This window comes from Marinicrinis sediminis (assembly GCF_042685085.1).
Lineage (GTDB): Bacteria > Bacillota > Bacilli > Paenibacillales > KCTC-33676 > Marinicrinis > Marinicrinis sediminis.
Genome location: NZ_JBHUMM010000007.1, coordinates 225,584 through 242,626, shown reverse-complemented (window position 1 = coordinate 242,626; position 17,043 = coordinate 225,584). Strand labels below are relative to the sequence as shown.

The 17,043-nt window shown below is 39.8% G+C and carries 8 protein-coding genes and 1 other RNA gene; all 9 read left to right on the top strand.

What is annotated here, in order from left to right; translation table 11 throughout:
- The first annotated feature begins 99 nt into the window (after positions 1–99).
- The 9 genes from smpB to ACFSUC_RS05005 all read left to right on the top strand — a co-directional run bounded on the left by smpB (position 100) and on the right by ACFSUC_RS05005 (position 17,019).
- A complete protein-coding gene (gene smpB, locus ACFSUC_RS05045; protein ID WP_379928394.1) occupies positions 100–579 on the top strand; it encodes an SsrA-binding protein SmpB in 480 nt (159 codons plus the stop codon).
- Between the two features lie 256 nt (positions 580–835).
- Positions 836–1,202, top strand: a transfer-messenger RNA (tmRNA) gene (gene ssrA, locus ACFSUC_RS05040).
- A 782-nt stretch (positions 1,203–1,984) separates the two neighbouring features.
- A complete protein-coding gene (locus ACFSUC_RS05035) occupies positions 1,985–2,872 on the top strand; it encodes a DUF4007 family protein (protein ID WP_379928393.1) in 888 nt (295 codons plus the stop codon).
- A gap of 2 nt (positions 2,873–2,874) precedes the next feature.
- Positions 2,875–6,351, top strand: a complete 3,477-nt coding sequence (locus ACFSUC_RS05030) for a hypothetical protein (protein ID WP_379928392.1) — start codon at positions 2,875–2,877, stop codon at positions 6,349–6,351.
- Positions 6,352–6,355: 4 nt separating this feature from the next.
- On the top strand, positions 6,356–7,231 hold the full coding sequence (locus ACFSUC_RS05025) for a hypothetical protein (RefSeq protein WP_379928391.1): 876 nt from the start codon (positions 6,356–6,358) through the stop codon (positions 7,229–7,231).
- 79 nt (positions 7,232–7,310) lie between these two features.
- Positions 7,311–8,210, top strand: a complete 900-nt coding sequence (locus ACFSUC_RS05020; protein ID WP_379928390.1) for a DUF6997 domain-containing protein — start codon at positions 7,311–7,313, stop codon at positions 8,208–8,210.
- A gap of 94 nt (positions 8,211–8,304) precedes the next feature.
- On the top strand, positions 8,305–10,143 hold the full coding sequence (locus ACFSUC_RS05015; RefSeq protein ID WP_379928389.1) for a hypothetical protein: 1,839 nt from the start codon (positions 8,305–8,307) through the stop codon (positions 10,141–10,143).
- On the top strand, positions 10,136–11,680 hold the full coding sequence (locus ACFSUC_RS05010; protein ID WP_379928388.1) for a hypothetical protein: 1,545 nt from the start codon (positions 10,136–10,138) through the stop codon (positions 11,678–11,680). The genes ACFSUC_RS05015 and ACFSUC_RS05010 overlap by 8 nt, the downstream gene beginning before the upstream one ends.
- Positions 11,677–17,019, top strand: a complete 5,343-nt coding sequence (locus ACFSUC_RS05005) for an FtsK/SpoIIIE domain-containing protein (protein WP_379928387.1) — start codon at positions 11,677–11,679, stop codon at positions 17,017–17,019. Before ACFSUC_RS05010 ends, ACFSUC_RS05005 begins: the two co-directional genes overlap by 4 nt.
- The last annotated feature ends 24 nt before the right edge of the window (positions 17,020–17,043 follow it).

Genomic DNA, 17,043 nt, shown 5'->3' with positions numbered 1-17,043 from the left:
ATCTGCTTGATTTCCATGAATGAAGTTGATACAATAAATTCCTGACGCCTTTATGGCAGTCTTGGATTCACTTGATTCATAGGAGGGAGAGGAGCAGTCATGGGGAAAAATCAGGAACAAAAACCGCTTGCCCAAAATCGCAAGGCTTCCCATGATTATTTCATCGAGGAAACCTATGAAGCAGGGATGGTATTAACCGGAACCGAGATCAAATCATTGCGGGCAGGCAAGGGTAATCTGAATGACAGCTTTGCGACTATTCGCAATGGCGAGGCATTCATCCACAATATGCATGTCAGCCCGTTCGAAAATGGCAATCGGTTCAATCCGACTGATCCGACGAGAGCAAGAAAGCTGCTGCTCAAGAAGAAGGAGATTGCCAAGCTGATCGGGGCGACCAAGCAACAGGGCTATACGCTCGTTCCCTTGAAAGTCTACACGCGCAATGGCTATGCCAAGCTGCTGATTGGACTGGGTAAAGGGAAGAAGCAGTATGACAAACGGGCCAGTGCAGCCAAAAAGGATGCTCAGCGTGATATCCAGCGCGCATTGCGTGAAAAGCAAAAGATCGCAAGGTGAGGATAGGGCTATATGAGGTGAGAGGATGATTTTCCAGTATATTTCTCTTCTTACATCAGACTCCTAGAGGCATGGCGCTAAAGCTATGTTATACTGAATGCATAGTTCAGATGGCTTCTCCTCAAGCTGCTGAACGATGAGAGAGTCTTTAGTTGGTAAACAGGTAGCTCGTTTTTTAAGATTTGTCGAGTCAACCCTCCCTTTAATCAGGGAGCGCTGATGATAGAGAAGAGTCGTTCGCGGCTCTTCCAAACACGGGGGCGTTTATGGATTCGACGGGGATAGTTCGAGCATGAGTAGCGGGTAGTGGGGACGCGTCCACTCTAAAACGCTAAAGCCAATAATAACTGGCAAACAACAAACTAACTACGCTTTAGCAGCTTAATAACCTGCTAGCGTGCTCCTCCTCTGCATCGCCCATGTGCCGAGACAGGGGCTCACATTTAGTGGGATACGCCGTTTAGTCTCCGTCTGGGGCTAACGGAAGAAGACAATCAGACTAGTCTAGGCTGTGGTGGGTGACTTGGCAGCAGCTTAGGCGAAACACCCACAAGTCACTACACCCGTAGAAGCTGGTGTGGCGATATCTTCGGACAGGGGTTCGACTCCCCTCGCCTCCATAGGAATAAAAAAGGCGCCCGTAAGGGTGTCTTTTTTATTGCTACAGAAGTTGAATGGAGTGGAATCAATCGGGAGTCCGAAAATCGGATGGTAGGGGTTCAGTCCCGCGCGGACGAAGCGGAGCGAAGGAGCACGGCATCATAATCCACCGCTAAGGTAGTCATCGAGGATAGACTTCCGTAGGCAGATTAAATAAAGATTGTGATACTCCCCTCGCCTCCATACAAGACAAGAGCTCCGGCCTAATAGGTCGGGGCTCTTGTCTTGTAAAGGTGTGAAGAAGGGAGGCGAACCCTGGGGTTCAGTCCCGCGCGGACGAAGCGGAGCGAAGGAGCACGGCATCATAATCTACCGCTAAAGTAGTCATCGAGGATAGACTTCCGCAGGCAGATTAAATAAAGATTGTGATACTCCCCTCGTCTCCATAGGAATAAAAAAGGCGCCCGTAAGGGTGTCTTTTTTATTGCTACAGAAGTTGAATGGAGTGGAATCAATAGGGAGTCCGAAAAACGGACGGTAGGGGTTCAGTCCCGCGCGGACGAAGCGGAGCGAAGGAGCACGGCATCATAATCCACCACTAAGGTAGTCATCAAGGATAGCTTTCGCAGGCAAGTTAAATAAAGATTCGATCTTATCCTAATGCATCTTAAGAGGAAATGAACTAAAATAATAGGAACGTGCGTTCCGATAATAGGGTGTTTTTTTTTGGCGCACTGATGTATAATTACTGCTGGAGGTATCTCTCCAGGAGTAATTTTTCATTTCAAGAGAGGAAGATCTATATATGGCCTATGCTAGACATCAAAGCTTTTATATAAGAGATAAATGGTTTAGTAAGGGGTTAAGGGCAGTAAAGCAAGATAAAAGATTCTTTTTTGATGAATATGCTTTTGAAACAGTTGGCTTGGGCAAAAACATGCTTGAGTCCTTAAAATATTGGTTACTTGCTTTCAACGTACTTGAAGAAAGAACAGAAGATGGTCAGCGTGTACATGCGTTATCTGAAATAGGAGATATTTTGTTCGAGAGTGATCGACTCCTTCAAAGGAATGAATCACTGTCCATACTTCACTACCATTTGGTAAGAAATGGGAATGATCTTTCGACTGTTTTCGATTGGTACTTTAATAAATATAGAGAAACGATAGTTGGTAAACGCGATTTATTCAATTCATTTATCACTTGGGTAAGCCAAAATGAAGCGAAAGCAGTATCGAAGAATTCTCTCAAAAGAGACATTGATTGTTTGATTCAATTTTATACGAAGGTACCTGATGTGAATGATCCGGAAGACGTTTTATTCTGTCCTTTTTCAAGATTATCATTAATGAAAAGTGAACATTCGGGAGAACGGGATGACACAATCAGAAAAGTGGCTTCTAAAATCTCTACGATAGGTATCCCGGCTCTTTATTACGTTCTACTCGATTATGACCAGATATCAGAGGATCGACTTATTGGTGTCGATGAGATTGTGAATGCAGAAAATCTATGGGGAAGAATATTTAATTTAACTCGAAATAAGGTTGTCGAAGCCTTAAATATTCTAACGACCCATGACAAGTACCCGATTGAGTATATTAGAACAAATAATTTAGACTATATTAGATTGCCGATGGTTTCATCTATTGATTATATAAAAGGCGAGTTTTTTGAAAGGATGACCTACTAAAGATGGCATTCAAATCAAGTGTTAACATCAAATTAGATATTGGAAATGCAGAGTTGTTTAAAAGCTATATTCCTACGCCTTCTCACGCTGAAGCTATGAAAGGAATAATGGATGGATTTGCTGTAGGGTCTAACCGATCTCATATTATTATAGGTCCATATGGTACTGGGAAATCGTTTTTGGCCAATATAATTGGGAGTATTGTATCAAAAATGAGTACTCTTTCTGAAGTTCATACGTTAGCTGAAAAGTTTGAACAAGTCGATGATTACATTCCAGGAATGATAAAAAATGCAAGTGAACTACCGATACCTTACCTGCCAATTTTGTTAAGTGGTAACGCAGGCAGGTTTAGACACTCAATTATAGCTAGTGTTGTAAAGATACTTAAAGAAAATGGCATTGATGTTGTATTACCCGGATTGGCAGCAAAAATAATTAGTTCCATAAAATTATGGGAGAAAGATTTCCAAGATACGTATGACAAGTTTTGTGTCCAATTAGATAAAGATGGAAAAGAGCTGAAGCGGTGGGTTGAAGAAATTAAAAAGCAGAATGAAACCGAGATAAAGTATTTTTCGGAAATCTACCCCCTTATGACCGCTGGTGCATCGTTTGATATTGATTATGACTATAGTTTTTTATCACAGATGGAATATCTGGCAGCAATCCTACAAGATAACAACTTGGGGATATTTATCGTGTATGATGAATTTGCTAGGTTTTTGCAGGGCCTGAATGCGAATGAATTTAATGAGGCTATGCAAGATATGCAAGATCTTGCGGAACTTGCAAACAGAATGAGTTCAATACACTTATTGTTAATTACCCATAGAAGTTTGCGTTCCTATTTTAATGCTTCGAATGAAGAGATAGCTAGGGAATTTCAACGTATTGAGAAGAGGTTTAATCAATACTTGGTGAAAAGTGATCAAGCGACCTTTCTCAGAATCTCGGAGTTAATTCTTACAGAGAATATTGACCAGAAGCCAATTATTAGTGAGGTAGCTTTCTCTACAACACGTAAAATGCTGAGAAAGTACCCGCTCTTTCCGAGTATCAATCAGACGGAACGAGATGAGTTGGTAGTTCGAGGTATGTACCCGCTTCATCCGGTTTCGATTTTCCTTCTGCCACATCTAACCCGAGTGTTTGGACAAAATGAGAGAACGTTATTTACTTTTCTAGAAAGTCAAGAAACGGGTGGGTTGTTAAATCATATAAGCAAATGTAACGAATATTATTTAGGCTACCAGCTGTTTGATTTTTTCTTTTCCTACTCGAATGATTTTGGGAATGATGATGTATCCGAACATATCCTTTTATATAAAAAAGCAATGGCCCGTTTTCCTGAGGAACTTCTAAATAACCAGTCGGCAACGAACCTAGTGAAGTTCATAACTCTTTGGAACTTGTGCTCGGTACAAAACGAACAGAAGCTTAATTCAGATTTCTTACGGTTTGCAACACAAATTACAGAAGATGAACTCTCAGATATTTTACCTGTACTCAGCAAACATAAAGTAATTAGGTTTAATAGAGTGAATGATTACTGGGAGTTATTTGCAGGCAGTTCAGTCGATATGCATGAACGCCTAGAACATGAAAAGCATGTAATAAAAGCAGATCAAGCTAAGGAAATAGAAGTTCTACACAATAATCTCGTTAAGAAATTTTATTTTCCTGAACGGTACAATGATGACAAGGGAATGACAAGATTCTCTGAAGTGAGAATTGTGTATGGAAAAGAAATAATGGATCGGAAAATGATTCAGGAGAATAAACAGTCTGATCTAACAGTCTATTATGTTTTAGCAGAAAATTTAGAGTCATACGATTCACTTGATCTCATTTTACGAAGTTTGAGTAAGGAATATGATAGAAAGCTATTTTTCTTACACTCCAAACCTCTACTGGAAATTATACCAGATGTTTATAATTATTTAGGTTTGGACTCACTAAGAAGAAACAAGGCTCTACTTGCGGAAGATAAGGGAATTAAGGAAGAACTAGAGGTCTTATTCAATGAGACTAGATACAGAATCTCTCAGTATCTATCCGAAATAATCTCATATGAAGATCAGAAGACCTGGTATATTGATGGCAATAAAATGACGATGCACTCCGAACTTGAGGTATCAGAAAAATTATCTGATAAATGCTATGAACTGTTTAAGTGCACACCTGTGATCTTGAATGACTCCTTCAATAGGAATACGGTTTCGAGAGTGCAAAGAAATGCGGCGATTAAGCTTATTGATAAAATGATTGAGGAGCCAAGCACACAGCAGTTTGGCATTGAAGGAAATGGTCCTGATTATGCATTGTTTGCTACTATCTTCAAAAACAATGGCAGGCTTGATGTGAATGTCAATAATTTAGACTACTCAAACATATTAAACGAGTCATTTGCTGCTCTTAGAGCAAGATTAATCGAGGTTTTAGAGAGTAACCCGAAGGGTAATTTCAAAGATTTAGTAGAGCTGTGCTCGGCTCCGCCGTTTGGAATTAGGAAGCCGTTGATCCCTATACTATTTGTTGCATTGCTTAGGGATCGTTGGAACGAGTTTATGCTGTACCGCAATGGTATGTTTGTTCCAGGCATAGATGGATCTACGCTTTTCGAAATCATAGTGGAGACTGGAGCGGATTACTATCAGTACGCTTATGAGCACATTAGTGATAGCTATGTTGAATTTTTTAATAGTATTGAGAAGTGCTTTGTTGATTCACTTGAAACGCGTTTGAACAACCAATCTAGACTAATATTTATTTGCGGCACTTTATTGAAGTGGCTGCGGTCGCTTCCTAGGATTGCGCAAACTTCTATTAACGTAGATAAGGAATTTGGCGAGTTTAGGGATCTCATAAAAAGGTCAGAGGTAGATCCTCAACAATCGGTCGCACAGCTAATAAGACTCTACCAAAATAATATAGATAAGTTGATAGGTATTAAGCAATACGCAGAGAATTTCACTGTATTGCTAAAGAACGAACTAGCAGAGAAATTGTTACAGGTTATGGAACTCAGCAATTACAAAAACTTAAACAATTGGGTTGAAGAACAGCGGGCCAACGGGTCTTATTCGGTTAATAAGCTGTCGGAAAGAATTAAAAATTCGCTATCTAGTGAGAAAGGAGATTTATGGATAGAGCAATTTGCTAAAGAATACGTAGGGGTCAGAGTGGAGGATTGGTCTGATACCACTTATGATTTATTCTTTTCGCAACTAAATCACGATCTAGAGGAGCTAAGGCTTACTGAACAGGAAATTGAACAAAACAACTTGAATATGGTTTCAGTTCAACTGAACAATAGCAGGAAATTGATTAATAAGGTCGATCTGTCTGTTAAGTCGGCGACGGTCTATTCAAATTTAGAAAGAATGATCAATGCGGCAGGTAAGAATGTACCTCGGCAAGAACTCGAGTACCTTATCTATCAGTTATTTGAAAATTACGTAATAAAAGCGGAGTGATTAGATGAGCACCCAAGATAAAAAGGTTGTACATGTAGCAATGTTTAGCGGTGGAGCTGGAAGTGCTTATGTTGCTTACCATATGGTGCAAACGTATGGGAAAGATAACTGCATTTTGTTTTTTACAAACACTTTATGGGAAGATGAAGATAATTACCGGTTTATGGAGGAGGTTTCAAATCATATTGGTTTGGAAATTACAGAAAGACTTGATGGAAGAACTCCTGAAGAAGTGTTTTACGATGAGCGATTTCTGGGAAATGCACGTTTGGCCAAGTGCTCGGAAGAGCTGAAAGTGAGACAAACCATTATCTTTTTGGAAGAAGAATTAAGAAATGAGAGAAACCTAGAGCCTATTTTGTATTTTGGGATTGGTCCTCATGAGAAGCATCGGGCTGACAACTTAAAGGACTTTTATGCTCATTTTCCATTAGAAACAATTGAGACTCGGTTTCCACTGATCGATTTGTTCAGGGAGGATCTGGACGCCAAGGGAATCATACGTGATGAATGGGGTATTGAATTGCCTCGAATGTATAATATTGCTGAACAGCTAGCGGATGAAGGAAATGAAAATGCCCAGATTGCTTTAAGGAATGGGATTAAAGGATTTTCCCACGCAAACTGTGCGGGAAGGTGTGTGCGTGGAGGTTACCAGCATTATGCTCTACTATATGCAATATGGCCAGAACGTTATCGTGAACAAGAAGAGATGGAAGAGAGATTCAGGACTAGCCTTCAAAAGGATGTTTCGATTCTGAAAAAGAACGGTGGGTCCTATACGATGAAACAGTTTCGCCAAGTGATGGAAGCGGAGGGTTTTGAAAAGTTTTTATTCAAAGCAGATGCAGATATTCCTTGTGTGTGTTCATTTTCATAAAATAACTTTCATTTTCGCCGGAGATATTCCGGCGATTTTGCGTTTTTGTTAAGATATTTGTAAGAAAGTAGGGGGAATCATGAGGAAAAATGACAAGCAGGAAGGAATCAGTGAGGTGTTTGAAGCAGCCCTTAGCACAATAAAGGACAAGCCAGTTGCTACCTTTGGACCAATTTCATTCATAGATTACTTAAAAAGTAACGGATATCCCAAGATGGGTGCGGCCGCCGCAATATCTATTGATTCGTATGAACGATTACATCAATCTATCAAAAGTAATTCTGCAATGGTAATGAGATTAGGGCAAACGAAAGGTGGTTCGGGAACTCAATTTGCATTAGTAAAGGTCCAGGATAAACTCGATGATTTCTTCTTAATAGATGATATGATTTTTAATTCCGTAGGAACGGAGTATGTCCCTGCAGTTAATGTTGAGCAATTAAAGATCTTTTCTATTTTGCCATCTTTAACTGAGAAGTCTTATGTTAATTTAGGATTCTCGTCCGGTTTAATAAGTTATGCTCTTGGTATAGATCATATAAAACCGATATTCCCACCAGCAAGTTGTAACTCGACATACACCTTTGAATTTAGGCCACATAGTTCGATAAGTGATGTGTTTATTCACAACAGAGGTCAAGTCGAAATAGATGCTATGTTTATAGAAAAACGGAATAATAAGGAGACGTTATTTGTTCTAGAAGCAAAAAGCGATACTAGTCATAAGTCATTGGCTAAGCATAAGCTGCTGTATCCTGTATTAGGGATTGCAAGTAGTGTCCCAAAGAACATTGAAATAGTTCCTGTATACATAAAAATAAGAACTTCGTGCCGCGGGATCCATTACCATATTGTAGAGTGCAGTATTCCGGACCCAAGAATTTATACTGTAGCTTATAATGAATTAGTAATGAGTAAATACACACACTTAATTCTTAATTTGTCGAATAATAGTGATAGTTTCCTTAATGTTGATTAACAATAAAATGTTGAAATTGATAATAAACAGGAAAATAGTTGGAAGATGTCGAATGAATCAGAGGGACCATTTCCTGAAAAGGTGGTAGTACATAATGACTACAGTTCAATCGCAATGGATTAGTTTTCTACGACAGTATGGACCAATTCCTCGTAACGATAACATGTATGATGAAGCAATTCATAGAATCATAAAGCGGAAAAATATCCAACCCATAATTGTCGATTCGGTTTATTTAGAGGAACTACTTGAAAATTTTAAATCTCCTAGTCCTAAATCTGTAATACTGACGGGAACGGCTGGGGACGGTAAGACATATAACTGTAGAGAAGTTTGGTTAGCATTAAACGGTTCGCTACAGGTATGGCAGAGTGATGATAAGGTAAAGGAATTGGATTTGCCCAATTCTAAGAAACTATATGTTATTAAAGATTTAAGTGAGCTGAGGGATGAGGAGAGGGCCATTTTAAGTAAGTTCGTTAACTCGGTCCTTACTCCAAATGATAACAATGTATTTTTAATTGCAGCAAACGACGGGCAGCTGATTGAGGCATGGAAGAACATTGGTACTGACTCACAGACTGTTTTAGTTAAACAGTGCATTGAAGATTTGTTGGTTACTGAGATTAAAGAAAAGAGCGGATTCAATCTTAGATTATATAATTTAAGTCAAATAAGTGCAGCTAGACTATTTCCTCAGATTGTGGATGTTGTATTGCAGCATCCAGGGTGGAATGATTGTAATCAATGCTCTCTGAGAGAAAATGATCAAACGGGCAAGATATGTCCTATATGGGAGAACCGAAATCGTCTTGAAGGGAATAAAGATGGACAACTGATTCGATCAAGAGTCACTGATCTTTTGGAGTTGTGTGAATTAAATGGTCTTCACCTTCCAATAAGGCAATTACTTCTATTAGTATCAAATATGCTACTTGGCCATCCAGAAGCTAAAGATCGACTTATGTCCTGTTCTGATGCTACCAAATTAGCTGAGGAGAATAAAACATTCTTCGCAAGTATTTACCGAAATGTTTTGGGTGAGAACCTCACGGAAAGGCGACGTGAGTCTACTGATGTATTCGCTGCACTTGGTAAATTTGGAATAGGTTACGAGACAAGCAATACGATCGATAACGTTCTAATTTTTGGTGAGGATGACCCTGAGCTTCGTCCTTTGTACGAAGAGCTTGTGCTAAGTGATACATACTACGGTGCTGATCAGAATTTTCGTGCAAATCAAAAAGAATACTTAGAGGGTTTAATGGATAGTGGTGAAAACTTTTTAGAATCTCTTCGATCCCAAAGACAAAGGCTGTTTTTCGTAATCCCTAGGGAAAAAGAGGATGAGCTTAAATTTTGGCATCTTACAACATTCCAATATGCTGGAGAATTTTTATCTAACGTTTACAGAATTGCTAAAGATGGTAAAGTAGCCACTCAAATTACTTCGCGTATTGCCCAAGGATTAAACCGCATTTTTACGGGACTTCTAGCAAAGAACAACGCTGAATTAATCTTGGCTACGTCTGGAAGTCACTCTCAGGCTAAAGTTAGTAGAATTTTTGAGGAGAGTATTTCTGTACCGAAAAAGCGTGGTGAAAGCATGCAAATACGAATGAATGCAAACGACAAGCTTGTAATTGAAGTGAAACTGTCAACTTCAGTAACTACAGTTGAATTGCCACTACAATTAGTTCGCTATGAATTTCTTTCGCGGGTAGCCGAGGGTGCGTTACCGGGGAGTTTTTCTAGGGAATGTTACGAAGATATCTTGGGTTTTAAAAGCAAACTCCTTAAACAACTAGAGAAACGCCGTAGAATAGATGAAGAAGATCCGGATGATGAAGGTGATTTATCCTTTAGAATCATTCGTCTTAATCAAGATGGTCTAATTGACGACAGAATCGTGGAGGTTAACTACGATGAATAATGAAAGACTTCCGCGTCCGACAAAGATTGACGCAGACATGTGGGTTGATGAGGCTATTTGGGGGCACAGGTTGTATGATGAGCAAACACCATGGCTTTGTTTTATGGAATTTTTAAATGTTCTTCAGTCTGAATTTGAAGAAGGCAGGGCATTTAGTGAAACGGAACCTAATAAACTGGCCTATTCACCCAAGTCAAGACTTTATCTAAGAAACATCTTATTTAACAACCCACAATTAACACTTATATCAAGTAAGTATAGATACGATGATAAAGAAGCTTGGCTGCAGTGGTACGAAGTTATGGGCAAGGGACAAGCGGGTATCATCAATGCAGACTTCAACTATTTAGAGGGGCGATTTGCGAATTTTGTTGATTTTGCGTCAGTAGTTCAGTTTCTTCGAGAAACGACAATAGAGGGGGAGAATAATAAACGTTGGAGTTCACAATTTATTTTTCCATACGGTCCGGACTGTTTGTATGAAGACCTTAAAGTGAAAGATAATGGCTTTACTAATGACCGAAGGTTTTTTGGTAGAACAGGTGAATTGTTATATTTAATGTTGACTAGAAGCGGCAAAGGAAGTCAGATAATCTCAAGTCTTCAGAAGAGTGTTTTAAATCCATTGAATAAGTTTAATCGTTTAGTTGCAGCACTAGAACCGAAAGACGCTCTAAGCTCATCCCCTATTCGAACAGGTGTTTATTTGCCTTACCAAAAGTTGAATGACTACAAACTGCTTGCAGATGATTGGTTGCGATTGTTAAAAAGTAATATTCCGAATTACGATGTCATCCCGCATCTAGTGAACATGACCGGACTTCATTTGCTCATGTACAGTTTAAATCGAGCAAAGTTCATTTTAGGTGATACGAATAAATTAACCTTTATATTAGAAATTGTTTCTCCAAAGAAGACAATTATCAGGGATCTTTCTTCTGGATCTTTTATTGAGCACAACAATATGTCTCGGAGAGCAGTAGAGGCATATATTAGACAGGTTGTTAACACTGAGGCATGGAAACAAGTTACGGACATACATGAGGCAATAGCATTACTACAACATGAATATGCTTGGCCAAGAGATAACAAAGAGAGTGAAGCAGAATCAGCAAATTCACCGGATGATTTAATTAATAAGTTTGTTAATGCAGCAATGAATAGACATAAGCAGCACGTAGATAAGTTTCACGGTGTTTGGGGAAAGGAAATTGGCCTTTCGTCAAGAAGAGGCGCTCGTAGACTTCGCTATGCTCCTCAAGACATGCTTTTGAAATCTTTAGTATTGTGCGTTGTTCCGGAAAGAATGGAATTCCAAGACTTCTTAGACAAACTATATGAGAAATACGGCTTTATTATAGGAGATAAACAGGCTCTAGAATTGACGGAGGCAGGAAGAGCAGATTTAGAAGCATTCTCAGATAATGCAAGGCGCCTTGAGCAAAGATTGGCAAGTATGGGGTTACTACGTAGATTATCTGATGCATGTGCATATGTAGAAAATCCCTTTGGGATTCAGGAGGAAACTTTATCATGAATCAACTAGAGTTAATAGGAAGGGTAGCAACTGAATATCTTCGTCGGCAATTACAGAATAGCCAGTCTGAGGAGGGGATTGCCCGTTTTTTATTGGATCGTCTTACTGGGGATCAGGTCACTTATATATGTAAAACGATAAGCCAAGATACGACGTTAGTTTCCACAATGGTCATTAAGGTTCCTCGGAAATTAGTTGAGGGAGGCGGGCTATCTTCTGATATGGTTACTGATGAAAAGACAACATATTGGAGGAATGCTTCTTGTGATAAGCCCGCTATCTTACTGGCGAACACGAATGATGATCAAGGACAATCGTTAAGAGATATCGCAAGGGTTGGTGCAGCGGATCTGAAAAGTCAACCTGATATATGGGTTCAAGTGGCTAGTAGTGATCTTCCTCTAAGTGATGATCAAAAAAGACATTGGCAGCAAGCGTTAAAAGGTTTGCAAGAGGCAAATGAATGCAGCCTTGAAGAGTTCAGTGAATTTACTGTTAAAGTGCGTGAAACAATTGCAGAGAATGGTATTCCGGTTGTTAGAGCACTTGGCTGGGCGCTACCAGCACTTCGCATTCCACGTGATTCTTATTTTTTTGATGGAATCCCAGAGAATGCTTTGGGCCATGCAAGCAAATGGAAGAAGTTTTTTACAGATGCATATAATAAACGTGCTTGTTATCTATATAAGCAGCATCCGAATCGTCAAATCATTGAAAACAATGAAATTCGGGATTCTTACGATAAAGTGAAAAGTCAAATTGATCCTTCTGTTCAGCCAATCATGGAATTGTTCATTGAATCCAATGTGAGTTGGTCCACGGCTTCGGATAATCTTTCAGAACTAGAATGGGAAACAGATAAAGTCAACCTTCTATTTTTTGAATTGAAGCCAATGAAAATAAACCTAGCAGAAAAAACTAGGCAGTTATTTGATGACGAGTTTCCAGATACTCTAATGGATGAGGAAATTATCTATCTTGATAATTTAAATGAACTCTTTAAAAAGAAGAAAGCAAAGGAAGCCACGGAAGAAGATAAAGAATTTTACGACAAGCACCGTCACAATCTAGAGACAGAGAAGGCTCTTAAAGCAGAGTGGGATCGTTTTGTTTATGGTAAGGCAATTGAATGCACAGACTTTTTGGTTGGTTTATTAGAGGCAACAGAGCGTCTATTTGCCCAATGTGATAGTTTCATTGGAAAGAAGACTCTTAGGATTCGCACTCAGAAGACCACTAGTAAAAAAGCTTGGTTGGATATAAATGAAGATGTGGGGCTAGCTTTCTGTAATGCTTACAGGGGGCTTGAGAAGTTAACCAATTGGCAAGTAAACTGGGAAACTTACCATTTGTTTAAATACGATCAGTTAGTATTAGAATCTAGACAGAAGAAAGGCTTCAAAAAGAATACATCAACGGCCAAAGCGGCCATTCAAATCGCATTCTATATCGAGCTTAGTTACCTTGATTTACAGGGGTCAAAGCAAAAAAATGAAGTGAAACTGGTATGGCAAGGTAATCCTAATGAGATTGGACTAGAACTTCATGATGATTTAAGGAGACTTGCTGATAACCCTTTCTCTTACTCCAGTGTTTCACAAAATCCTGTTAGTAAGAAAGGTAAGCTACAGGGATTATCATTGAGCGATGTCGGTACAATCCAAGCAGTATTCGGACAAGATAGAGGGTCTCTAGTCGGTGTCTATGCAAAAACCACTGATTTACAGAAAACAGTCTTAAATAATCTGAAGAAGTTGCTTGAGGATGCAAGACTAACTCAGAACGACTATGAAACTCTAAAAGAAGCATGGGCTAATTTTTCAACTAAATATAAACAATCTATCAATGATTGGCTAATAGATGGAATCAGTTCAGATTCAATGATTGAACAAAGCGAGCTGTACGATAAGTTTTTACGAGTTCTCCAAGAGCATGCCTTGGGCGATATGAATAGAGTCCAGATTGCCCAGCCTGTTATGGATATCGGGAATGTCAGGGTAGATGGAGAAAAGAATAAACCCATGACTATTGTGACTCCTTGGCACCCCATGCGAATGGCGGCAAAGGTAGTTAAGGCGAGACAAGTCATTGGTTTAATAAACTATCTATTAACATCGGACCAAATTGATTTTGGCGATCAGCGTTTGTTCTTTACGGATCTCAAAGAAGAAATAGTAAGCCCATACTATCCAGAAGTTGCTATAGGGTATAAGGGGCTTGAACCGGTGCTTCTTTCAATTACAGATGCTAAGAATGATTACACCTTAATGGAAAGTCCGGTACGTACTGAAGAAGAAGTGCAGACGAATGAAGACCCGAAAGAAGCAAGTAGTAAACTTCTCAGTCTGGTAGAACGTTATTTGGATCTTCAACCTCATGAAAAAACGAACTTAAGCCTTGTTTTGTACAACTGTGATTCCACTAGACTTCCGGAGACAATTGTAAACTCGCTAGCAGCAATGCATGAAATTGAAGATGAAATTCGCTGTCAGGTGATTCTAAGGCATCGTGATACGAATAAGTTGAATGAATTATATATGAAGATGATAGAGAGTGCAGATAGCGACGCCGACTCCTTTGTTGCGAGTGAGGTCACCCGTGATTTTATGGCACGCCTTCGAGTAGGAGTGATGGCGCATGAGGCTACTGTAACTGACCCCAAAGAGGGAAAACTAGCTGATATTGTATTTTTACAAGATGTCATCTCGAGGCAAGCCAATCTTGAATGGGATGAGGTTCAAGTGAGGCAGATGCCAGAATTGCTTAACCATTATCCTCCGCGGTGGGCTAAAAGAAGATCGACGGCGAAGGACGAACTTAAATCTACTGTGTACTTGACATGCCCAAGTCAACCTTCTGTGGGTTGGGCTTACTTAACGTCCGTTTATTCAGTTGTTAAGGGGAAAGACGTTAACCCAGGTGCTTTTTATTTACCAGCAAGACAAATTTCGTTCCAGAATGACAAAGTGAAGGCCATTTTTGATGAGGCACACAAGCTCGGCGAGTGGGTAGTCAACTATGATGAATTGTTAGAACGTAGACAACTTAGGAACCTTGGGGTAAAGGTGATAAAGTACCAACACAATAAGTCCCATGGCTCAAACGTTGTTGTTTCGTCTAAATCTCAATTAAATTTGTTACATGTCCTCGTCAAAAGAAGGTTGAATGCTTTAGGTCTGGGATTATCTGAATCGGAATTAGTGCAGCTAACGGAGCGGTATATTGAGGATGCCAATGCAATATCAGGCGACATCGTTCTTCGTGCTGCGAAACGCGGTGTGTTTGCTGGTGAATTGATAGGTGTTGTACTAAGTAAGATGATCCTTCAATCCGAGATGGAAACAGAACAGGCTGTAGGGTGGTTTTTCCTTGATGATTACGCAAGTTGGCTTGGACAAAAGGAAGAGCAGATCGCAGATATATTAGCGCTTGCACCCAAAATGGTTGAAAACAAGCCGCGTCTACAAGTATTTGTTTCTGAAGCTAAGTATGTTGATGCCAAAGGTGTGTCCGAGGCGAGAAAGAATTCTTCAAAGCAGCTGCGCGATACCGTCTCGAGAATGCATAATGCACTTTTTGGCGATCCTGGTAGACTTGACCGTGACCTATGGCTATCTAGATTTAGTGATATGTTAAATGATGGTATTGAATTAGCCCCGAATTCTCCGTTCACTGTTGAAGAGTTGCGAGAGGGGATTCGGGCAGGGGAAATTCCAATTGAAATTAAGGGATATTCCCATGTATTTATATCAACGTTTCCCGATACATCTTTAGACAGTGAAAGAAATCCTATTACAAATGCTAAGAATTCTCATCAGGAAGTTTTTACTAGGGATCTTGTGAGAGAATTAGTCTTAGCCTATCATCAGGGAAAATCCATCATCGAAATCAGAGAGAAGCTTGATGATAGTAAGCCATGGGAATTAAGCGATGCTACATTACCCGCTCCAAGAATTAATTTTGTTGCTGCGAGCAATAATGGACTTGCTACGGGACAAAGTAATACCCCTAATAATTCCGATGACGATCAAATTGAGTTGAACTTTGTGAGAGATGAAACTCAAGGAGAGAATGAGGGAGCTGATCCCTTGAACAAGGGGAAAGCAACAGAATCGGTAGACCCAGAGGGAATGGAAGCCATCGTCAAAATGAGCGGTGAAATTCCTTGGGCGAATGCTCAGTTAGCAACGTGGATATTACAGAATGCTCAAAGTACTGAAGAAACCAGTGAAGATCAATCGTGGGTTAGTGAAATAGTAAATAAACTCAGAATGGCTTTGATTAGCTATAACTTGCAGGCGAAAGTAATTGGCCATCGATTGACGCCTAATGCTGTTGTCATAAGGCTTAAGGGATCGGACCAGTTAAAAGTTGATGATATCGATAAGAGGAGATCCATCCTTCTTACGACACATGCTCTTGATGTCATAAACATCATGGCTCGGCCTGGAGAAATAATTGTTTCCTTAGCACGCCCGCATAGGCAGAGCATATCATTAGCAGATGTATGGAAGGTAAGGAAGGTCCAAAACAATGCATCTGGGTTAAACATGAGCTTTGTTATCGGTGTCAAAGAAATCGATGGGGAACTGCTCTATCTAAATTTAGGTGGCGAGTTCGAAGGCGGGGCTCAGCATGCTCCACATACACTTATTGCGGGTGCTACCGGAAGTGGAAAATCCGTCTTACTACAAAATCTAATACTTGATATCTGCGTAACGAATAGCAAGAATCTGGCGCATATTTACTTAATTGACCCTAAATATGGTGTCGATTATATGCATCTTGAGGATATACCACATCTTGTTGAAGGTATTATCGATGACCAGAATAAAGCAACCCAGATACTAGAGGATCTTGTCGGTGAAATGAACGATAGGTACCTTAAGTTTAAAGAGTTCAAAGTAAACAACTTAAAGGATTATAATTCTAAGGTGGCTGATGCTGAGAAGCTTCCCCTAATATTTTTAATACACGATGAATTCGCTGAATGGATGCTTGTCGATGAATACAAGAGTGCTGTTTCTTCCATCGTACAGCGGCTCGGGGTAAAGGCACGTGCGGCAGGAATTCATTTGATCTTTGCAGCTCAACGGCCAGATGCAAATGTTTTACCGGTCCAATTGAGGGATAACTTAGGTAATCGACTAATCCTGCGGGTTGAGAGCGTAGGAACCTCTGAGATTTCCCTTGGGGAAAAAGGTGCGGAGAAGCTACTCGGAAAGGGACATTTGGCTGCAAGGCTTCAAGGGGAAAGTGGGTTAATATTTGGGCAAGTACCTTTTTTATCAATCGAGAATTTAAATAATGTGACTGGATTAATATCTAACCATAACTAAATTATAGGCTAGTTTGTTTCGAAA

Coding starts and splice junctions, on each gene's coding strand:
- ACFSUC_RS05030 (WP_379928392.1), top strand. CDS start 2,875: ATGGCATTCAAATCAAGTGTTAACATCAAATTAGATATTGGAAATGCA.
- ACFSUC_RS05020 (WP_379928390.1), top strand. CDS start 7,311: ATGAGGAAAAATGACAAGCAGGAAGGAATCAGTGAGGTGTTTGAAGCA.
- ACFSUC_RS05015 (WP_379928389.1), top strand. CDS start 8,305: ATGACTACAGTTCAATCGCAATGGATTAGTTTTCTACGACAGTATGGA.
- ACFSUC_RS05025 (WP_379928391.1), top strand. CDS start 6,356: ATGAGCACCCAAGATAAAAAGGTTGTACATGTAGCAATGTTTAGCGGT.
- smpB (WP_379928394.1), top strand. CDS start 100: ATGGGGAAAAATCAGGAACAAAAACCGCTTGCCCAAAATCGCAAGGCT.
- ACFSUC_RS05005 (WP_379928387.1), top strand. CDS start 11,677: ATGAATCAACTAGAGTTAATAGGAAGGGTAGCAACTGAATATCTTCGT.
- ACFSUC_RS05010 (WP_379928388.1), top strand. CDS start 10,136: ATGAATAATGAAAGACTTCCGCGTCCGACAAAGATTGACGCAGACATG.
- ACFSUC_RS05035 (WP_379928393.1), top strand. CDS start 1,985: ATGGCCTATGCTAGACATCAAAGCTTTTATATAAGAGATAAATGGTTT.